The sequence below is a fragment of the Labilibaculum euxinicum genome (genome assembly GCF_009795715.1).
GTDB classification, from domain to species: Bacteria; Bacteroidota; Bacteroidia; order Bacteroidales; family Marinifilaceae; genus Labilibaculum; species Labilibaculum euxinus.
Genome location: NZ_WTCR01000002.1, coordinates 375,632 through 396,271, shown reverse-complemented (window position 1 = coordinate 396,271; position 20,640 = coordinate 375,632). Strand labels below are relative to the sequence as shown.

The following is a 20,640-nucleotide window of genomic DNA, read 5'->3' as shown; positions in this document are numbered from 1 at the left end:
ATGATGAAGAAAAGATATATAATACTTAGTCTGGTTGTAACAGCATTCAGTCTGCAATCCTGTTTTGTTGCCAAAAAATATCAGCAACCGGAGCTAGAGAATTCAGATCAGTACCGCAACGTTTCAACTACTGATTCAGCGACTCTTGCCAGCATGCCTTGGGAAGAATTGTTTACCGATGCGAACCTGCAAAATTTAATTAATAAAGCTTTGGATAACAATTTGGATTACTTGATGGCAATTGAGCGCGTAAATGCGGCCGAAGCCTATTACAAACAAGGAAAAATGGGTTATCTGCCTAGTCTTAGCATGAGTGCTAATGGGGGGCATTACGAAGCATCAGACAACAGCCTGACAGGAATTGCGGCAGGTGGAAATGGTGCCGAATACGAAAATTACCAGTTAACAGGTACAATTTCATGGGAAGCCGATATCTGGGGAAAAATCAGAAGCAACAAAAGAGCAAGTCAAGCAGGTTATTTACAAAGCGAAGCTTCGCGAAGAGCTGTAGAAAGTTCGTTAGTTGGCAATTTGGCATCTGCTTATTTCCAGTTAATTGCCTTAGATGCTCAGGTTGATGTTGCAAAACAAACAGTAACAAACAGAACTGAGAGTTTGGCAACAATGAAAAGCTTGAAAGAAGCCGGACAAGTGACCCAAGCTGCTGTGAAGCAAACCGAAGCACAGTTGTACAGCACTCAAATTCTTCTTTTAAATCTAGAAGAAAATGTAAATCTATTAGAGAACACTATTTCTCTTTTGCTGGGACAAAATGCAGGAACTATTGTTCGTGGAAAACTCGACGATCAAAAGATTACGGCTGAATTGCAAACTGGTTTTCCTGCACAGCTTTTAAGAAACCGACCAGATGTGATGGTTGCTGAATATGGCTTGATGAATGCTTTTGAGCTGACCAATGTTGCCCGCAGCAACTTCTACCCTAGTTTGAGTATTAGTGCAAGTGCGGGTTTGGAAAGTATCAATTTTGATGATTGGTTCAGTACGTCCTCTTTATTTAGCAATGTGATTGGGAATCTGACCCAACCACTTTTTAACAAACGAAACATCAGAACCCGGTATGAAGTTGCCAAAGCACAGCAAGCCGAAGCACGTTACAATTTTCAAAAGTCGATATTAAATGCCGGAAAAGAAGTATCGGATGCATTGTACAGCTATCAGTCTGAACAAAAGAAATACGAGATCCAGAAAATGGAATTGGAAGCTTTAAAAAAGGCTGTTGAGTATTCTGAAGAATTGCTGAACAACGGCTACCAAAACACGACTTATATTGAAGTGTTGACAGCTCGCAGCAATGCCCTTTCTTCGGAGATTAATACCATCGACACAAAATTCCAACAATTGAATGCCATCGTTAAATTATACCTTTCGTTAGGTGGTGGATGGAATCGTAAGTAAGATTTAATAGTGGGTAGATTTTGACTGGATTGCATCGGTAGGATGATTTTGAAGTTAGTTCTTCAATTTAGTAATCCAGTCAAATCTTATTTTATATTTGATTTAGCATATCAATTAAACAGCAGTATACTTAGCTCAAAGCTGGCATGCTGCTGTTTTTAGTTATACGGTTGGTTTCACTTTTGATGTCAGTCTGTTTTCATCCCTTGAATGTTGTTCATTCAATACTTCCAAACTTTACAATTTCATAGTAGAATCCTGTAGATTGCAAACCTGAAATTTTCATTATCAGGTTCCAGTCATCAGGAAAAAAAGCAACACTATCTGTCAGTTCAGTCAGAAATGATGTTTCGCTCAACTTATACAATGCTTCCGATTTGCCAAATGGCAGAAAAGAAACAAAAAACATGATTTTTTTTCCGTCGTAAGCCGAAATGTTGGAGACTATTGCATAATCATTCTGGAATACCGATCGATCAGGATTGTTTAGAGAAATATACTCTGTAGTATCTTGTTGTTCATTTAAAATAAAAATAGCCGGGGGTAAGTTGGAATAATGAAACCCGGTTTTTGCGAAAAAAGGATTAAGTACTCCCAAAGTGCCAAAATCGCCTACAAAAATCAGGTCATTCATCCGAACATCACTCAATGATAATTCCGAAGCATATTTCATACTGAATGGTTTGTGTGCTTTTTGGAAAATTTGTATCAACTGAAAAAAACAGTTGGGGATTTCTTCACCAAAATAACTTTGCCCCAATTTTTTCATACTGGCTTTTTGCTCCGGATTTTTATCCAGATATACCATAAAGTCGTTTTGGCTGTTTATTTCCGGATTACGAACATAATTGAAGCTGCTATCCGGGAATTGCGTTTTTTGCATCATAAAATAATCACCCAAAACGATCATCAGCGGGTTTTCCGATTGCAAATAGTAATCCCAAACCGGATTTTCATTTTCTATTTTTTGAGTGTTGAAGTTTCTATTGTCTGAGAAATAAAGGAATGCAAAAATCAACATCAGAATAAAAGAAACCGGAAACAAGAATTTGAGACTAATCGAATTTGGTTTTACTTCTTTCAATTCTGGTTTTTGCTCATTTTTTTTTGTTTCTGTCACCTCAAATACAACACGATAACTTCCCTTCGGAATTACAAACCGCACGGCATCATGATTTCCTTCATCCAGATAGTAAGAATTGAGCTTTTTACGCAGATTGTAAATGTTGGAACGCACAATAGAATCCGATCCGGGATCGAATGAAGCATCACGTCCGAAAACGTCAATGGCAATAACCGTTTCTTTCAGAATTTTATCTTCGCGTGTAGCGCTTACCAAATAACGAAGCAATCGAACATCGTTCGCAGATGTAAAATACTTGCTGCCGGCAATTTTATTCAGCCAGAAATTGTCATCGAAATTGTTACTCATGGTAGATATTACGGTTGTCCTGCGAAAGTTACTAAATCATTTTAAATAACACATAAAAACAAAAAACGAATAGGTCAATAACAGTTAATGACAGAAAATAACAGCCTGTTTATAAGACTTTCGCTTATATTAGCAAAAAAAAGTTATGCGACTTCCTATTTCATGTATTGCTCTTATTATGGCATTGCTGGCTTGTAACAGGCAAAAAGAAAATGCATCCAATGAATCGGTTCCTGAAAGTTCCAATGGCTGGGAATACGCCGATTCTGTCAGAAATGAAATACAGTCTGCAAAAATCCCAACAGATACTTTACGTCTGATCGATTTTGGATCTGAGGATGATTCTCAAAGAATCCAGAAAGCAATTGACCATGTTTATGAACTTGGTGGTGGTACAATTCTAATTCCTCCTGGAATTTATTATACCGGACCTATTGTTCTGAAGAGTAAAATAAATTTGTATTTGGAAGAAGGTGCTGAACTCAAATTTATAGCGAAACCTGAAATATATCCGTTAGCTTACAACTGGTTTAACGGCATTCCATGCATGAACTATTCATCCATGATTTATGCAAAAGATGCAAGCGACATACAGATAAGCGGCAAAGGTATTATCGACGGTCAGGGAAATGATCCTGTTTGGAAAAGCATGAAATTCCATGAAAGAAAGGATTGGGAATTATTGAAAGAGCTGGAAAATACTAATGTGAAACCCATCAACCGTAAATTTGGGAATGGCCACTCTATCCGTCCGGATTTGATTACTTTTTTGGAATGTTCCCGAATAAATATTTCGGGAGTAAGCATTAAAAATGCACCTTTTTGGGTTATTCACCCAATTTTATGCAAACATGTAACGATTAAAAATTGTTTGATCAGTAGTCATGGATATGACCAGATTGGAATTGGATTGGAAAGCAGTGAAAATATTCTTGTTGACAGTACAAAATTTCAATTTGTTGACGATGGAGTAAAGATTCTTTCGGGGCGGGTTAAAATCCCAAACAATCGTGCTTCAAAGAATATCGTAATCCAAAATTCAATTTTCGAAAATGTTCTTTATTCGGCAGTAATTATCAGCTCTCAAACACAAGCCGGAGCCAATCATATTTTCCTGTCTGATTTAAAAATTGACACAAGCGAAACTACTTTGCGTATTTTCGCCAATGCCGGACTAAAGGGAAAGCTCCACGAGATATTTTTAAAAAATATTCAGGCAAACCATATTACCGGTTCATTTTTACTTAGCAATATTAACAACAGTTCGAACCTATCCAATTCCAGTCCATTGTTATATAATATTCATCTCGATAAAATTAATGCCGAGAATTGTGGCAGGGCTTTTCTTCTTAACGGACATAGTAAAAATTTGATTTATAATGTAAATGTCCGTGATTCTAAGTTTTCAACCTTTAAAGGTTCATTTGTAAAGAATCTGCAAAACATGAGCTTTTCAAATGTTCGGGAAAATGAGAAAAATTATTCGGGAACAAATACGGTTGGGAACATTCAAATTCCAAAAATCCACCTGGAACATAACGAAGATGACATTTTAAATTCCAATAATATAAAATTCAATGATCTTCCAAAATCTGTGAAAAATACACTTGCGGCTAATTATCCTCAGATTCCTGTCAATAATATTGACCAAATGATAACCCAGTCAAATATTATCTACAACATTAATTTGAAACTCGAATCGTCAAAAGAACTAAAGCTCTTAGTTCTGGCCGACGGGAAGATCATGCGATCCAAATCAGATATTACATTTGGTGAATTACCAAAAGCAGTTATATCAGCTTTGCAAAGCTATTTAAAGATCACTCCTGCCCCCCTCATGATCAATGAAATAAAGAAAATTGCTTTTCAGGATTTCGCATATTTCGAAATTAAAGGAGAGTACAACCGAAAATTATTCGCCGTTGGAATCAATAATAACGGAGATATAATTGAAGAAAAACAGAAAATAATCACCACTTATTTTTCGCCTAGTCAAATAAAGTAAAACAAAAATCTATGAAACACCCCTGTAAAAAGTGTTACACACAGGAGAATGAGTGTAATTTGGGCGTTTTATATGGCAACAAAAAACAAATTATAATCATAAACACATGAAACGTCCATGTATAAAGCTTTCTACACACAGGGAGATGATTATATGGTAAGTTCCATCTGACAAAAACTTAAAATTATAAACAGATGAAAAATATTTATTTGATCTCAATGATCATGGTTCTGACAATAACTTCTGTTTCAGCAAAAAACAAGCAAACAATAACTCAGGATTATTTGAGTCTGAAATGGAAACAGGTATCAACCAAAATGCCTGCCAAATGGTATGGAACCGAGGATGCGAAATTGGTGGCAGAAAACGTGCTGCTTAGTCAAAAAGAAATTGGAGGATGGGAAAAAAACAAGCCATATCATCACGAATTTTCAGAATCAGAGAAGGCTCATTATATTCACGATAAATCTGAAATTGGCGCCACATTCGATAACGGTGCAACAATATCAGAACTACGGTTTCTGGCTAAAGTATACTCCCATTTTCGTGACGACCGATACAAACAGGCATTTGAAAAAGGACTTGACTATATTTTTATTTCGCAATACGAAAATGGCGGATGGCCACAGTTTTATCCTTACAAAGGTGATTATGCAGACCATATTACCTATAATGATGATGCGATGGTAAATACCATGAAATTTTTGTTTCAAATATTAGATGACAGTAAAGAATTTTCGTCCTTACAAATAAATAAAAACAGAAAGGACAAAGCCCAAAAAGCATTCGACAAAGGAATTCAATGCATTCTTAAAACCCAGATTGTTGTAAATGGTCAACCAACAGTATGGTGTGCTCAGCACGATGAAAAAACATTCGCTCCGGCTAATGCACGTGCATACGAATTGGCATCGTTTAGTGGTGGCGAATCGGTCAATATAGCACTTTTATTAATGAAGATAGATAAGCCTTCCAAGGAAATTATTGCTGCTGTAAATGGAGCTGTAAAATGGTTCGAGGCCAACAAAATAGAAGGAGTGAAATTAACGCAGGAAACAGATAAAAACGGGAAGAATAATCGAATTATTGTTAAAGATAAAAATGCTTCCCCATTATGGGCCCGTTTTTACGATTTAGAAACAGGCAAGCCTTATTTCTGCAGCCGCGATGGAATTAAAAGAAACTCTCTGGCTGAGATTAGCTACGAACGCCGAAATGGTTACGGCTGGTATACAAATGCTCCTGCCAAACTCTTGAAAGAATATCCTGACTGGAGAAAAAAAGTAAATGCAAAATAACTACCAAGCCAGTACCAGATTCTGCAGATAATAACTTTTTATAGAGAATTATGATTTCACTTAAAAATATCATTAAACTTTTACCTCAATTTTTTCTGGTACTGTCCTTGCATGCTCAGGAATGTGATGTTCCTTTTAAGGTACATTCTCTCTTTAAGTTTGATCAGCCCGAAACTCTGGGACTCCCTTTCGCCAAGGGGCTTGAAACAATAACAATATTTGCACCGCAAAACGGCGATAATAAATACAATCACGGAGTAGTACTGTTTCCGTTTAAAGGAATGCTTTATGCACAATGGCAAAGTTCATCGGTTGATGAAGATGGTGAAGATACTCAGGTTTTTTACAGCAGAAGTAAAAATGGAAAAGATTGGAGTAAACCTTCTGCATTAACCAAAAAATGGAAGTTCGGAATAAAAACAAACGGCGGATGGTGGAGTGACGGAAATACCCTTGTGGCTTATATTTGTAATTGGCCCGATAAAAACGAAGGAGCTAAAGAAGGTTATACCGAATACATTACATCAACCGATGGGATACACTGGAAATCGCCAAAACCTCTTACAAATAGTAATGGACAACCTGTTTTAGGAATTATTGAACAGGATGTTCATGCATTAAAAACCGGCCGGATCATTACGGCTTTTCATATGCAGCCCGGATTGATAGTTACACCATTTTATACTGATGATCCGCTTGGCATATCGGGTTGGACATCCGGAAAAATGATTAACATGCCGGCAAACAATAAAAATATAAGCAGGGAAATTGAACCCAGTTGGTTTTACAGAAAAGACAGCACCATTGTCATGATTTTCCGGGATCAGGACAATAGTTTTAAAAAACTTGCTTCAATTAGCAAGGACAATGGTTTAAGCTGGACTACTCCTGTAATTGTTGACACACCAGACTCAAGGGCGAAGCAGAGTGCAGGAAATTTACCCGACGGCACAGCCTTTATGGTTAATAATCCTTCGGGAAACAAAAGTCGGTTTCCTCTTGCAATCACTTTAAGTAAAGATGGTTTCACATTTGATCATGCTTACCTACTGCGCAGCGGTAACGAAGATCTTCAGCCCATGAGATGTAAGGGAAAATACAAACGAATTGGATATAGTTATCCCAAAAGTGTGATTTGGGGTGATTACCTCTACGTATCCTATGCAACCAATAAAGAAGATGCAGAGTTAACCAGAATTCCGATTGACAGTTTGCTCTGGCAACAGGATCTGCTGCTTAATGAGTAGCTGCATGCCCGACACTTACTTTCAATAAAAAAACGCATTAAAAAATAATACCAACCATTATTAAATAATAACAAGAATAGGATGAAACAGTTTGCAATACAAATAGCATTGATATTTTTACTGGTAAATACATCAATATCATTTGCTCAAAACCCACTCAATTTTGGCAGCAGCATTAAAACTGCAGATCCTTCAGGCCATGTATGGAAAGATGGGAAAATGTACCTTTATACTTCCCATGATGAAGAATGTCAGCCTGATTTTTTCATGAAAGACTGGCACGTGTTTTCCTCCTCCGATTTGGTAAATTGGACCGATCATGGTGCCTGTTTATCGGTTGATGATCTTTCTTGGGCCGATAATTTCGCCTGGGCACCCGATTGTGCCTATAAAAATGGCAAATATTATTTCTGTTTTCCTGCCGGCACTGGTTTTAAAGATCGTGTAAATTCTAAAAACAGCACAAAATGGATGGGATTAGGAATTGCAGTAAGTGATTCTCCAACAGGTCCTTTTGTTGATGCTATTGGAGCCCCTTTATGGAAAAAACCTTACGCCAACGATCCTTGTCTTTTTGTAGATGATGATGACAAAGCCTACATCTATTTTAATGGTGGAGGCGACTATTTTGCTGCAGAAATGGCTGACGATATGCTTAGCGTTAAAGGTGATCTGATTAAAATGGATATGGGCGGATACAATCCAAAAAGAGAAGGCCCGTGGGTGTTTAAAAGAAATGGAAATTACTATTATACCATGCCTGAAAACAACAGAATCCTTACTTATTATATGTCCAAATCGCCTATCGGCCCTTGGAAATATCAGGGTGTTATTATGCAGCAGGAAGGGGAAAGTAATAATCACCATTCAATTGTTGAATTTAAAGGACAATGGATTTTATTCTACCACCGCTGGCTTAAAACAAAATCAACCTGCGATAAAACACAACGTCAATGCTGTGCTGAATACCTTTATTTTAACGAAGATGGAACCATTCAGGAAGTAAAAAGAACAGATGCCGGTGTTGGGAAAACCTCGGCTGACTAACTATTAAAAAAATCGAATCTAAACCAATACAACAATGCAAAGAGCTTTTATTCTTTTTATTTTTATTTGTTTAGCCAATGTTTCAATGGCACAGCATGTCGATATTACGGTTGCACAAGATGGAAGCGGAGACTGCAAAACAATTACTGAGGCAATTGAACAACTGCCCGACACAACATACGGACGTGTTGTAATTTTTATTAAAAATGGCATTTACCATGAAAAATTCAGAATTGAGTATGATAATTTGAGCCTGATTGGCGAAAACAGAGATTCTACCATTATTAAATACAGCCTGTTACGAACCGATTGGATGAAAAACAAAGATGCAATTGGCGAAGCCGTTGTCAATATACATGCAGATGATGTAATCCTAAAGAATCTGACCATTGCAAACAGTCAACCCGAAATTGGGCCTCATGCATTTGCCGTTTACGGTCGGGGCACGAGAACAATTATTGACAACAGCACCATTACAAGCAAGGGAGCTGATACGGTTTCTCTTTGGGATTCGGAAAATGGAATGTACTATCATACCAATTGCCATTTTGAAGGCGCCGTGGATTTTGTGTGTCCCCGAGGCTGGTGTTTTATATCCAACTCTTCTTTTTATGAAGTAAAACAAACAGCCGCGATCTGGCATGCCGGATCGATCGATAAAAATCAAAAATTTGTAATCAAAAATTCTTTTTTTGATGGTATAGAAGGATTCCATCTGGGACGGCATCATTATGAGGCCAGATTCTATTTGATTAATTGCATCTATTCCAAACATATGGCTGACAAACCAATCTATCGGGTAACATATCCCGATAAGCCTGAAAAGAATCAACCCTACATTTGGGGAGAGCGAAAATATTTTTCGAACTCTAAAAAAGAAGGCCAAGCTTTTAACTGGTTAACCGACAACATTCAAAACGCGGATACAATTTCTGCAAAATGGACTTTTGATGGTCGGTGGGATCCTGAGAATGCAATTCCTCCCAAATGTCTGAAAATTGACGAAAGTAGAGACGAATTCGTATTGACTTTTGCAGAAGAAATGACCATACGCGGCGATTTGCAAATAAAAGCCACCGACGGAACTGTCTATTCTCTTAAAAACAAAAAAGATGCGAAAACCATCATTTTCAGTAAAAACGGACAAGCATTAAAATCCAAATCGTTTGCAGTTGCAAGCGGAGAACTACTGGCAAGCCAGGCAAGCCTTACCGAACGAAAAATGAATCAAATACAAATTGACAAATAGATAAATTATTTCCAAACACCATATAAAAATTAAAAACATTCAAAATGAAGTACCTATCCAAAACAATCATTTTATTGCTGATTCTGTTTGCATCTTCTTGCACACAGAAAAAAGAAACTACCATTTTTCTTGTTGGTGACTCAACAATGGCCAATAAACCATTCGCAAATGGAAATCCGGAAAGAGGCTGGGGTCAAATCTTCCCTCTGTATTTAAATGAAGGCATACATGTAGAAAATCATGCTGTAAACGGACGCAGTTCAAAAAGCTTTCGGGATGAAGGAAAATGGGCCAAGGTTTTGGAAAATATGCAAACCGGAGACTATGTGATTATTCAGTTTGGGCATAACGATGAAAAAATAAAGGACAGCACCAGATATACCAATGCAGATACCGATTACCGACAAAATTTGATTCGTTTTGTAAGCGAAGCACGGCAAAAAGGCGGCATTCCTGTTTTAGCCACCTCTATCGTACGTCGAAAATTTGATGAGAAGGGTGTATTTCAAGAGAGCCATGGCATGTATCCACAGGTAGTTAGGGAAGTTGCAGAATCAGAACAGGTTCCACTGCTTGATTTACAACAATTAACCAAAGAACTTCTTATAAATTATGGAGAAGATGCTTCAAAAAAATTATACTTACATATCAATGCCGGCGAATATGAGTCTTTGCCTGATGGTAGAAATGACGACACACATCTATCGGCAACCGGAGCTTTTCGGATTTGTGATCTTGCCAAAAGTGAAATCATACAAAAAGTGCCTGAACTTAGCGTGTATTTTAAAAAGTAAATAACAGGAATGTATCTTTCTAAATTGTTCACAAAGCATTTTTTCACATCCAGATTGTAAACACTCAATTTATGCAAAAAACCACACTGTTCACTTTATTTTCATTTTTACTATTGTGTTTGTCCTGCAATTCAAAATCAGACTCACTTACCTATCTGAAGATATCTGAAAACAAAAGATTTCTGACTACTGAAAATGGGGAACCTTTTTTTTGGTTGGGTGATACCGGATGGTTGCTTTTCACAAAACTTACGTGCGAAGAAGCAGAAAAATATTTTGAAGACAGACGTCAAAAAGGATTTAATGTAATACAGGCAATGGTATTGCATGATGTTACAAAAGCAGTGAATGTTTACGGAGATTCTGCCCTGATAAACTGTCATGTTGATCAACCGGATACCACCTTGGGAAATTCAGCCGAAAATTCAGAACAGTACGACTATTGGGATCACATCGATTACCTGATAAATCTAGCGAATCAAAAAGGATTGTACATGGCACTGGTACCGGTTTGGGGATCGAATGTAAAAAGCGGTAACGTGTCTGAGCAAGAGGCGCAAAAGTACGCGGCATGGTTAGCCCTTAGGTATAAAAACTGTTCGAATGTAATTTGGATGAATGGCGGTGATACAAAGGGCTGTGACTCCACATCAACCTGGCAGGCTATTGGATCAGCCATTCGGCAAAACAGTCCGAAACAGCTTATTACCTTCCACCCTTTTGGCCGGATGCAGTCTTCAGAATGGTTCCATAACGAAGACTGGCTTGATTTTAACATGTTTCAATCGGGACACCGAAGATACGATCAGGACACCGACGTTCCCTATCATGGTGAAGACAACTGGAAATATGTCGCTGATGATTATGCAAAAATTCCGGTAAAACCAACTCTTGACGGTGAACCTTCTTACGAAAGCATTCCTCAGGGGCTTCACGATACCACTCAACCCTTGTGGACCGACTCTGATTGCCGAAGATATGCTTACTGGTCGGTTTTTGCAGGTGGCTGCGGTTTTACCTACGGCAATAATGCCATTATGCAATTTCATAAGAAAGGTGATGAAAATCCGGCTTATGGTTCGAAAGAGTATTGGGAACCGGCACTAAATGCTCCGGGAGCCATCCAGATGAAATACCTGAAGCAATTGATTTTATCAAAATCTTATTTCGACCGAATTCCTGCACAAGATCTTATTGCAGATGAGCAAGGCGAAAAATACGATTATCTATCTGCCGCAAAAGGCAGCGATTATGCATTTGTTTACACCTATACTGGTCGGATAATGAATATCAATCTGGAAAAAATGGATGTAAGCGAAGTGAAAGCCTCATGGTACAATCCCCGAAACGGTTCCTATACTGAAATAGGAACATTCGAGGCCAAAGGCATAAAATCCTTTGATCCTCCCGGAGATAAAACAAATGGAAATGATTGGGTACTGGTATTGGAAAATGATTGATCAGAATTGATTCGTTTATTGAAACAGGGTAAATAATTAACAAATAAAACTTAAAAGGAAATGAAAAAGAATTTGATTTTTCATCAACGAAATCTCTTATTATTGATTTTGCTTTTGTTCGGTTGCTCTTCATTACAAGAAAAACCAGTGGTTATTTATCTAATCGGAGATTCCACCGTGGCTGATTATGCTGATAATTACGAAGAAGGTAAAGATTATTACAAAACCAGATATCCTGTAACAGGCTGGGGACAGGTATTTCAGGAACAATTTACAGGAACTGATTTAACTGATTTCAAAAACATTTTCGATTCAGACAGTGTTGTTATTGATGATCGTGCACGGGGAGGTAGAAGTACGCGAACCTTTTTTCAGGAAGGAAGATGGAGATCGGTATGTAAAACCCTGAAAAAAGGCGATGTTGTAGTCATGCAGTTTGGTCATAATGATGCAGCACAGAACAAACCGGAGCGTTATACTGATATTGAAAGTTACAAGGAGTTCCTAAGATTATTTGTATCTCAAACAAGAGAAAAGAACGCAGTTCCAATTATTCTTACCCCTGTATGCAGAAATTACCCATGGAAAGACAGTCATTTAGAAAATGTTCATGGTGAATACCCAAAAGCAGCCTTGGATGTTGCTGTCGAAATGCAGGTCTGTTTTATTGATTTAAATCAATTATCCATGGATACTTTTAGCGGGAAAGGTCAGGAATATGTAACTAATAATTATTTTATGAATTTACCCGCCGGCATATATGAAGCATACTCGGAAGGACAATCAGACAATACACATTTTCAACCTGAAGGAGCAAAAGTTGTTGCTAAATTGGTTTTTGATGCAATGAAAACTGTAAAGAAATGAAACCATTTCATCCGAATTCTCCATCATAACTGAATTAAAAACTTTTGACATTCATTTAGCAGATACAAAAAGCCACTGACGTGGCTTTTTTCATGCCCCTAGCCCCTTATTTTTTTGTTCTTACCATACTCCTGCCTTTAAAACCTCACCCTATCTATCTCCCTTAAGGAGAGGAGAATACAGCTCCTAATATCTGCACATTTTTTTTTGAAAGAAGGCTCCCTTCTCCTCGAGGAGAAGGGCCGGGGTTGAGGTGTCTGTTCCCTCCCATCTAGCCAACGCCTAAAATAGTGGCCAAGTTTATTTCATCCTTTATTTGGAATTATTCTGAGAATCGAAACTCAATCTTCTGAATAATGTTTTGTTAATTTTAGAAGATAAAAGTGTAAATTACGTTTACTATGATCAATGCTGATGCATTTATAAAAATTTATTGTCCAAAACAACCATATTATGGATACTCAAGAAAAATCAAAAAGTGATTTCATAAAAGAGTTGCATAAATTGCAGCAAGAGTTTAATTCCTTAACAATACTATACGATAAAAATATCGCCGAACAGAAACTCGCGAAACAAGAATTACTCCTTGCCAACAAAGAACTTGTCTATCAAAACGAATTGAAAGAAAAACGGGCTGCTGAGCTGGTTCTTGCGAACAAAGAACTTGTCTATCAAAATGAATTGAAAGAAAAACGGGCTGCTGAGCTAATCGTTGCCAACGAAGAACTTGCCTATCAAAACAAATTAAAAGAAAAACGGGCTGTAGAATTAGTGAATGCCAAAAACAAAGCCGAAGCAAGCGATCATCTAAAAACGGCCTTTATGAACAATATTTCGCATGAAATAAGAACCCCCCTCAATGGTATTCTTGGGTTTGCCCCCCTTATAATACAATCGGATATTACAATGGAAGAAAAAGAGGAATTTTTGGAAATTCTAAATTCCAGCAGCGACCGCCTGCTTAATACTATTAACGCCATAATGGATATATCACTGATAATTTCCGGAAATATGGAAGTACACCCTCAACCAATTAATATTTCCTCATTGCTGACAAACACCTATCATAATTTTCAAGAGTCCTGTATAAAAAAGAATGTGGCTGTTAAAATGCAATTCCCCGATAATGTTGATAATTTCATCCTTAATACGGATGGAGAATTACTGCAAAAAGCTGTATCTAAACTGGTATCTAATGCGGTAAAATTTACAACAAAAGGAAGTATTACTCTGGGCTTTGAACTAATAAACAATGAAATAGAAATCTTTGTAAAAGATACAGGAACAGGGATTGAAAAAGATTCGCAAAAGATTATATACAAGAGTTTTATGCAGGAAAATATTTCTGATACCCGTGGTCATGAGGGCAGTGGATTGGGTTTATCTATTTCCAAAGGCATAATACAATTGCTTGGTGGGAAAATACGTCTTGAATCCACAAAAGATATTGGAACAACAGTTTTTTTATCCATTCCAAACATTGCACCAGCAGTTTCTTCAAAACCAAAGAAAATAACAAAACCAATCAAAGAAAAAAAAACATCATTCATATTAATCGCTGAAGACGACAATTCCTGTTATTATTATGAAGAGATTTTATTGAAAAACGACAACAAAATTTTAAGAGCCTGCAATGGACAAAAAGCTGTTGATTTATGCAAGATGCATCCGGATATCACTCTTGTTTTAATGGATATTAAAATGCCGGTAATGGATGGTATTGAAGCAACTCATCTGATTAAATCATTCCGAAAGGATTTGCCAATCGTAGCGGTTACTGCTCATGCACAAAGTGGAGATGCATTTAAAATAAAAGAAGCAGGATGCGATGAATACATTTCAAAACCAATTAAAAAAGCGAAACTGCTTTCTTTAATTCAAAAATATTCCAATAATAATTCTGAATTAGTTGACAACTAACCAACAAGTAATAAATCGCACAGCACTATTCTTTTTCGTGCCTTAAAAAAACACAATCAGTAATAAACACAAAAATAATGACTTACGAAGATTTGGGATACAACCACATACTTGAAAGCTATAGAATCGAACAAAATTTAGATTCATTTGCTGTAGGTCGTGTTATATCGGAACACAAGGAAAGGTATGTTGTGAAAACACCAACAAAGGAGTTTGATTCTGAATTGATAGGAAATTTACGCTTTACAGCAGAAAGCAGATACGACTTTCCGGCCGTTGGCGACTGGGTCGCTTTTTCCGAATACGATGAAAAAAAAGCTCTGATTCATGCCATCTATCCCCGCAGTTCAGTAATTGAACGGCAAGCGGTTGGCAAATCAGGACAGGTACAAATAATTGCAGTAAATATCGATTACGGCATGATTGTACAATCTGTTAACCGCGATTTTAATATCAACCGATTAGAACGGTATTTAACCATTTGTTATGCTTCTAATGTGGAACCAATTATACTTCTTAGCAAAATTGATTTAATTACTGCTGCCGAGTTGGAAACTCTTCTTAATCTGATTGCAGAACGCATTAAAGATGTACGTGTAATTGCCGTTAGTAATGAATCGGATGCCGGATTGGATCAATTAACATCACTCATAAATACGGGGAAAACCTATTGTTTGCTTGGTTCTTCTGGTGTTGGAAAATCAACACTGATCAACAAGTTAAGCGGTAAGCAACTGATGAGTACAGGCGCTATCAGCGAAAGTATCGACCGAGGGAAACACATTACCAGCCACAGAGAATTAATTGTGCTTGAAAATGGCGGAATTTTAATCGATAATCCCGGAATGCGGGAAGTTGGAATTGCAAACACGGCCAGTGGTTTAGAAATGACATTTGATGGCATTATGCAATACGCCGAAAATTGCCGGTTTAAAGACTGCACCCACCAACACGAAAAAGGCTGTGCCATTTTAGAAGCTGTTGAAAATGGTGAAATTGATGCCAACTCGTATGCAAACTTTCAGAAAATGCAGCGGGAAAAGACACATTTTGAATCGACAGTGCAGGAAAAGAAAAACAAGGATAAAAGCTTTGGCAAGATGGTGAAAAATGTAAAAAAACAAAGAAAAGACAATAAGTTCTAAACAGTAATATGAACAAAAAAAGCCACCTCTCAGTGGCTTTTATCATCTCTTCCAGCCTGTCAGCGTTTCTTTTCGCCCCAATACTTTTCAAAAACCTCACCCTATCCCTCTCCTTTAAGGAGAGGAGAACACAGCTCCTGATATCTGCACATTTTTTTTGAAAGAAGGCTCTCTTCTACTTGAGGAGAAGGGCCGGGGTTGAGGTATTTATTCCCTCCCGCTTCACCAACATCTAAAATAGCTGCCATTCTATTTATCCTTTATATGGAACTATTATCACAATTAAACTCAGTGTTCCTAAATAATATTTTTTTACTTTTAAAAACGAAAAGATAAACACACTTACGTATAAACCCCTTCAAAACAGATAGCATTAAGATGATTAAACAAGAAATTGCGATAATATCAGATATTCACGGAAACTCATTAGCATTAAAGAAAGTTTTAGAAGATATCAATAATAGAGGTATTAAGACAATAATAAATTTAGGCGATAGTTTATATGGCCCATTAGATCCCAAAGGTACTTTTGAACTATTACAGAAACATAATGTGATAAGCATTTCTGGCAATCAAGACAGATTTATTCGTGAGAATTTAAGTGAGAAAACAGATTTTATAACTCTTGAGTATGTTAAGTCCCAAATTGATGATAAAGTAATAGAGTGGCTAAATTCGTTACCATTCGATACAATTTATGATGACAAGATCTATTGCTGTCATGCCAGCCCGCAAAATGATTCGATTTATTTACTGGAAAGTCTTGAGAAAGATTACGTAGCCATAAAGGACAAAAATGAGATAGATGCTTTGCTTACTCATGTAAAACAAAGTATTGTTATTTGCGGTCATAGCCATGTGTCAAAGATTGTTGAAACTGACAATAAATTAATTGTCAATTCTGGTAGTGTTGGATTACCAGCATATGATGATGATTTGCCAATCTACCATAAGATGGAGAATTATAATCCTTATGCCAATTATGCTATTTTGAGTTTCTATGACAATTCAATAAAAGTGGACAAAATTGCTATTAAATATGATTCTGAAAGTGCTGCAAAACTTGCTGAGTTAAACAACCGGGATGATTGGGCAACATGGATTAGAACTGGAATTGTATAGTGTTCCTTTACCAACACGAACATCAACAACACAAACCACCTTAAGGAATCCGCAACTTTTCAAAAACCTAACCCTATCCCTCACCTTTAAGGAGAGGAGAATACAGCTCCTGATATCTGCACATTTTTAAAAGAAGGCTCCCTTCTCCTCGGGGAGAAGGGCCGGGGTTGAGGTGTCTGTTCTCTCCCACTTCACCAACACCTAAAATAGCTGCCCATATCTTTCTTATGATTTTTTGCTGCAAATGGGAAAGATGATTATCAAAACACAACCACCTGATAACAAATAAAATGACCATACAAATCTAGAAGCATTTTTCTAATTAAAATCATTCTTATAAATTTTCCCTATCATGAAATATACATTTTCAATTGAGAATATTCTCTTTTGAGGAGAATAATAAATAACTTTATCAAATAAGAAATGGATAAATAAAATTTAAAACAGGAGGCTAAATTATGGGATGCGACACGGGTTTAAAACCCAGAAAAAAAGTTCACGTAGAAAATGCAAAAAATAGTAATCAATCAGTAAAGGAGGAAAAAACGATGAGTTCAACAATGGTAAGACAAGAAATGCCAAATTTCACAATGGATGCTTATGATGCTGCCACAGGTCATTTCACAACAGTATCGAGTGATAATTACAAAGGAAAATGGGCTGTAATATGCTTCTATCCTGCTGACTTTACCTTTGTTTGCCCAACTGAAATTGCGGCAATGAATGCTAAATATGATGAATTTCAGAAATTAAATACTGAAATCCTTGCTGTATCAGTTGATTCTAAATTTTCGCACAAAAGATTTGTTGAAACTGAACCAATCCTTAAAGGTTTAAGACTAACCATAGGTGCTGATGGAAATCAGGAAGTAAGCCGTGCATTTGGTGTACTTATCGAAGAAGAAGGTGTAGCACTGCGTGGTAGATTCTTATTTAACCCTGATGGAATTTGTGTAGCACAGGAAGTGCAAGCTGATTCTGTAGGTAGAAATGTAAATGAATTTCTACGTCAGGTGCAGGCATGGCAACATGCAACTAAAACAGGAGAAGTTTGTCCTGCAGGATGGAGACCAGGCAAAAAAACGCTTCCTGTTAATACTGATGCAGAAAAAATGACTGGACGTGTTGGTGATTACATTACAATTGAAGAAATTCTCGATTAATTCTTAATCAATACCAAAAAAGGCAGCTCCATAGAGATGCCTTTTCTTTTTACTTTATCAAGTTGTACTATTTCAAAAATTCCTCAATCTCAACAAGCAAATAATCCAGCAACTCTTCCAAAAATTTTCGAGTGGTATGTCTTTCCCATCAGCACTTCCGAACACCAACAAAAACAAACAATTTCCAACACAAACTACCTTAAGGAATCCGCAACTTTTCAAAAACCTCTTCCCTCTTCTAATTTGGAGAGGAGAATACAGTTCCTCATATCTACACAATTTTAAAAGAAGGATCAGCCGGGCTTAAGGTGTCTGTTCTCTCCCACTTCACCAACACCTAAAATAGCTGCCCATATCTTTCTTATGATTTTTTGCTGCAAATGGGAAAGATGATTATCAAAACACAAATTGACAATTAAGCCACCCCGCGGTGGCCTTATTTTTACCAATTCTCTACTACAGGATAGGTTGACTTTAGCATGTCAAAGCGATATATTTATATCTCAAACTAATGAAATCTAACAGAAATGAAACACACATGAAACTGATCTATGCCTCAGATCTTCATGGAGATGATCACCTGTACAATGAGCTGATTACAATTCTCGACCAGGAAAAGGATGTTGATGCTCTTTTGTTGGGCGGAGACCTATTTGCCCATACCCGGATAGTCACCGATCAGCTTCAATTTATAGATAACTGTTTTTTACAATTCGCAAAGGAAATTAAGCTTGATATTCTTTTCATTCCGGGCAACAACGACTGGCCGGCAAGTATAATGAAAATGGAACAGTTGGCTCTTCCAAACATCATCCAGCAACTTCACTTGAAAAGCTATCGCTACAAAAACATGAATCTATCGGGCTACCCCATGGTACCCCACACTCCTTTTCATCGAAAAGATTACGAAGCCCGAGATCTTGAATCTGATGCTATTCAACCTCAGGAAGGCGATTACCTCTCCTCTGCCTCCGGTACTATCAAACCGATTCCTCCAAACTACTTTCTAACAAAACCAAGTATAGAGGAACAAGTCCGGAATATCGATCCTAAGAGCAGAATATGGCTTTGCCATACTCCGCCTTATGGAGGTAAACTAGATATTAGCTGGGAACAAAATCATCTGGGCAGTAAAGCGCTGACAAACCAAATTTGGAAGCAACAACCCATTTTAAGCTTGCATGGACACATTCACGAAGCACCGATGCTTAGTGGCAGTTGGGTTGATAAAATAGGAGAATCTTACTGCATAAATCCTGGCCGCAATGCCAAACAACTTTACGCTGCTATAATTGAACTCGATGAAAATGAAATCCTTCACACTCTCCGGCATACAGTATTTGGAAACTTTAAATTGTAAGCCAATGTTTTGATATCTAAATAAAAACCGGATAATTATTTTTTCCTTAACTTATTCAACTGATTACTAACTGATAACACAAACAGATATGAAACGACTTATTTATTGCACTGCCTTTCTGTTGGTAATAATTGCCGGCAAACAGGGCTTCGGGCAGAAACAAACCTTTAAGCCTTTTAAAGTAGAAGTAGGTGGAATTTTAGCATTTCCACTTGATAAAGAATCCGGATTGGGTGGCGGATCATACATTGAACCCAGGTACAGTCTAAATGATAATTTCACCTTTGGATTGCGTTTAGAAGGGGTAAGACTTAGTTCAGGTGAAATTTCTGTTGGAATTGGTCGTGTAAATATAGATGCTTCCACTGTTACACCAGTTCTGTTTACTTGTGATTACTTCTTCAACAACCAAAAAACACGCCCATTTGTTGGTCTTGGACTAGGGCTTTACAAAAGAAACGATCAAAGTATTGATACTGATATTTGGTCGGTAAATATAAACACAGGTTCTGAAAATAATTTTGGATTTGCCCCACGAATCGGTCTTAATGTTGGCCACATGAGGCTGGCAATGATTTACAACTTTACAGGAAATAACATCAGCGATTACCTAAGCGTACAGCTGGGCATTGAAATTGGAGGCGGAAAGAAAAAACAATAAAACCTTTCAGTTAAAATAAACCCCTGATTACCAAAAGGGTGTCTAAAAAGGGATATTTTGTATTGGATTGTCATGTTGAGCGGTCCCGATGGCTATCAGGACGAAACATCTGTTTTTCAAAGTGAAAGATTCTTCAACAGGCTCAGAATGAAAATGGAACAATACTTTTTAGACACTCTCTTTTTTTTTTCCGCAATGAGTGCAGTTCTTAACTACTTCTGATAAATAAAAAATGTTCATCCATATAGAATTCTTCCGAACTAAAATGAACCAATGATTGGGAATTTTAGCTGACTGTTTTCACAAGAAAAGCCATTATTTGTGAACGAAAAATTCCCCTTGGTCGAGATACCAGAATTAACAGCTTGTTTCCTCAATGTAAGATCAAAAGATATTCTGTAAATCAGATATATTTTATTTTTTTGGTTATTTTCGCATCCTACCAAAGAATTGA

General features: G+C 37.1%; 17 protein-coding genes. 15 read left to right on the top strand and 2 right to left on the bottom strand.

From position 1 onward, the window contains the following. On the top strand, positions 1-1,416 hold the full coding sequence (locus GQR60_RS03590; protein ID WP_225441322.1) for a TolC family protein: 1,416 nt from the start codon (positions 1-3) through the stop codon (positions 1,414-1,416). A gap of 217 nt (positions 1,417-1,633) precedes the next feature. Here the strand turns inward: GQR60_RS03590 and GQR60_RS03585 are convergent, their stop codons facing one another. Beyond that, positions 1,634-2,848, bottom strand: a complete 1,215-nt coding sequence (locus GQR60_RS03585) for a helix-turn-helix domain-containing protein (RefSeq protein ID WP_124991615.1) — start codon at positions 2,846-2,848, stop codon at positions 1,634-1,636. 145 nt (positions 2,849-2,993) lie between these two features. Between GQR60_RS03585 and GQR60_RS03580 the strand changes: the two genes are divergently transcribed. The 10 genes from GQR60_RS03580 to rsgA all read left to right on the top strand — a co-directional run bounded on the left by GQR60_RS03580 (position 2,994) and on the right by rsgA (position 15,880). Continuing rightward, positions 2,994-4,853 carry a glycoside hydrolase family 28 protein gene (locus tag GQR60_RS03580; RefSeq protein ID WP_124991614.1) on the top strand — a complete coding sequence of 620 codons (1,860 nt, stop codon included), beginning with the start codon at positions 2,994-2,996 and terminating at the stop codon, positions 4,851-4,853. A gap of 194 nt (positions 4,854-5,047) precedes the next feature. Further along, positions 5,048-6,151, top strand: a complete 1,104-nt coding sequence (gene pelA / locus GQR60_RS03575; RefSeq protein WP_124991613.1) for a pectate lyase — start codon at positions 5,048-5,050, stop codon at positions 6,149-6,151. Between the two features lie 50 nt (positions 6,152-6,201). Continuing rightward, complete coding sequence (locus tag GQR60_RS03570) at positions 6,202-7,398, top strand: sialidase family protein (RefSeq protein WP_124991612.1); 1,197 nt, start codon at positions 6,202-6,204, stop codon at positions 7,396-7,398. Positions 7,399-7,479: 81 nt separating this feature from the next. Continuing rightward, complete coding sequence (locus GQR60_RS03565) at positions 7,480-8,445, top strand: family 43 glycosylhydrolase (protein WP_124991611.1); 966 nt, start codon at positions 7,480-7,482, stop codon at positions 8,443-8,445. Positions 8,446-8,479: 34 nt separating this feature from the next. Continuing rightward, positions 8,480-9,694 carry a pectinesterase family protein gene (locus GQR60_RS03560; protein WP_124991610.1) on the top strand — a complete coding sequence of 405 codons (1,215 nt, stop codon included), beginning with the start codon at positions 8,480-8,482 and terminating at the stop codon, positions 9,692-9,694. 44 nt (positions 9,695-9,738) lie between these two features. Then, the gene (locus GQR60_RS03555) at positions 9,739-10,488 is read left to right on the top strand and encodes a rhamnogalacturonan acetylesterase (RefSeq protein ID WP_124991609.1); all 750 of its coding nucleotides are present in this window, start codon (positions 9,739-9,741) and stop codon (positions 10,486-10,488) included. Positions 10,489-10,559: 71 nt separating this feature from the next. After that, on the top strand, positions 10,560-11,948 hold the full coding sequence (locus GQR60_RS03550; RefSeq protein WP_124991608.1) for a glycoside hydrolase family 140 protein: 1,389 nt from the start codon (positions 10,560-10,562) through the stop codon (positions 11,946-11,948). A 60-nt stretch (positions 11,949-12,008) separates the two neighbouring features. Continuing rightward, the gene (locus tag GQR60_RS03545) at positions 12,009-12,815 is read left to right on the top strand and encodes a rhamnogalacturonan acetylesterase (RefSeq protein ID WP_124991607.1); all 807 of its coding nucleotides are present in this window, start codon (positions 12,009-12,011) and stop codon (positions 12,813-12,815) included. A 453-nt stretch (positions 12,816-13,268) separates the two neighbouring features. Next, positions 13,269-14,735 carry a hybrid sensor histidine kinase/response regulator gene (locus GQR60_RS03540; protein WP_124991606.1) on the top strand — a complete coding sequence of 489 codons (1,467 nt, stop codon included), beginning with the start codon at positions 13,269-13,271 and terminating at the stop codon, positions 14,733-14,735. 77 nt (positions 14,736-14,812) lie between these two features. Further along, the gene (gene rsgA / locus GQR60_RS03535) at positions 14,813-15,880 is read left to right on the top strand and encodes a ribosome small subunit-dependent GTPase A (RefSeq protein ID WP_124991605.1); all 1,068 of its coding nucleotides are present in this window, start codon (positions 14,813-14,815) and stop codon (positions 15,878-15,880) included. 101 nt (positions 15,881-15,981) lie between these two features. Here rsgA and GQR60_RS03530 read toward each other — a convergent pair whose 3' ends face one another. Beyond that, entirely contained in the window at positions 15,982-16,128 is a 147-nt protein-coding gene (locus GQR60_RS03530; RefSeq protein ID WP_154675797.1) for a hypothetical protein, read from the bottom strand. 130 nt (positions 16,129-16,258) lie between these two features. On the opposite strand from GQR60_RS03530, the gene GQR60_RS03525 reads away from it, so the two are divergent. The 4 genes from GQR60_RS03525 to GQR60_RS03510 all read left to right on the top strand — a co-directional run bounded on the left by GQR60_RS03525 (position 16,259) and on the right by GQR60_RS03510 (position 20,186). Beyond that, positions 16,259-17,002: a metallophosphoesterase family protein gene (locus GQR60_RS03525; RefSeq protein WP_124991604.1), complete on the top strand. Its 744-nt coding sequence runs from the start codon at positions 16,259-16,261 to the stop codon at positions 17,000-17,002. Between the two features lie 458 nt (positions 17,003-17,460). After that, positions 17,461-18,165 carry a peroxiredoxin gene (locus tag GQR60_RS03520; RefSeq protein ID WP_124991603.1) on the top strand — a complete coding sequence of 235 codons (705 nt, stop codon included), beginning with the start codon at positions 17,461-17,463 and terminating at the stop codon, positions 18,163-18,165. 511 nt (positions 18,166-18,676) lie between these two features. After that, positions 18,677-19,525: a metallophosphoesterase family protein gene (locus GQR60_RS03515; RefSeq protein ID WP_124991602.1), complete on the top strand. Its 849-nt coding sequence runs from the start codon at positions 18,677-18,679 to the stop codon at positions 19,523-19,525. 88 nt (positions 19,526-19,613) lie between these two features. Beyond that, positions 19,614-20,186, top strand: coding sequence for a hypothetical protein (locus tag GQR60_RS03510; protein ID WP_124991601.1), 573 nt, complete (start codon positions 19,614-19,616; stop codon positions 20,184-20,186). The last annotated feature ends 454 nt before the right edge of the window (positions 20,187-20,640 follow it).

Excerpts from the sequence above, each read along its gene's own strand:
- GQR60_RS03520 (WP_124991603.1), top strand. The coding sequence starts at position 17,461 with ATGGGATGCGACACGGGTTTAAAACCCAGAAAAAAAGTTCACGTAGAA.
- GQR60_RS03580 (WP_124991614.1), top strand. The coding sequence starts at position 2,994 with ATGCGACTTCCTATTTCATGTATTGCTCTTATTATGGCATTGCTGGCT.
- GQR60_RS03550 (WP_124991608.1), top strand. The coding sequence starts at position 10,560 with ATGCAAAAAACCACACTGTTCACTTTATTTTCATTTTTACTATTGTGT.
- GQR60_RS03545 (WP_124991607.1), top strand. The coding sequence starts at position 12,009 with ATGAAAAAGAATTTGATTTTTCATCAACGAAATCTCTTATTATTGATT.
- GQR60_RS03540 (WP_124991606.1), top strand. The coding sequence starts at position 13,269 with ATGGATACTCAAGAAAAATCAAAAAGTGATTTCATAAAAGAGTTGCAT.
- pelA (WP_124991613.1), top strand. The coding sequence starts at position 5,048 with ATGAAAAATATTTATTTGATCTCAATGATCATGGTTCTGACAATAACT.
- GQR60_RS03560 (WP_124991610.1), top strand. The coding sequence starts at position 8,480 with ATGCAAAGAGCTTTTATTCTTTTTATTTTTATTTGTTTAGCCAATGTT.
- GQR60_RS03515 (WP_124991602.1), top strand. The coding sequence starts at position 18,677 with ATGAAATCTAACAGAAATGAAACACACATGAAACTGATCTATGCCTCA.
- GQR60_RS03570 (WP_124991612.1), top strand. The coding sequence starts at position 6,202 with ATGATTTCACTTAAAAATATCATTAAACTTTTACCTCAATTTTTTCTG.
- GQR60_RS03525 (WP_124991604.1), top strand. The coding sequence starts at position 16,259 with ATGATTAAACAAGAAATTGCGATAATATCAGATATTCACGGAAACTCA.
- GQR60_RS03590 (WP_225441322.1), top strand. The coding sequence starts at position 1 with ATGATGAAGAAAAGATATATAATACTTAGTCTGGTTGTAACAGCATTC.
- GQR60_RS03510 (WP_124991601.1), top strand. The coding sequence starts at position 19,614 with ATGAAACGACTTATTTATTGCACTGCCTTTCTGTTGGTAATAATTGCC.
- GQR60_RS03530 (WP_154675797.1), bottom strand. The coding sequence starts at position 16,128 with ATGGCAGCTATTTTAGATGTTGGTGAAGCGGGAGGGAATAAATACCTC.
- rsgA (WP_124991605.1), top strand. The coding sequence starts at position 14,813 with ATGACTTACGAAGATTTGGGATACAACCACATACTTGAAAGCTATAGA.
- GQR60_RS03565 (WP_124991611.1), top strand. The coding sequence starts at position 7,480 with ATGAAACAGTTTGCAATACAAATAGCATTGATATTTTTACTGGTAAAT.
- GQR60_RS03585 (WP_124991615.1), bottom strand. The coding sequence starts at position 2,848 with ATGAGTAACAATTTCGATGACAATTTCTGGCTGAATAAAATTGCCGGC.
- GQR60_RS03555 (WP_124991609.1), top strand. The coding sequence starts at position 9,739 with ATGAAGTACCTATCCAAAACAATCATTTTATTGCTGATTCTGTTTGCA.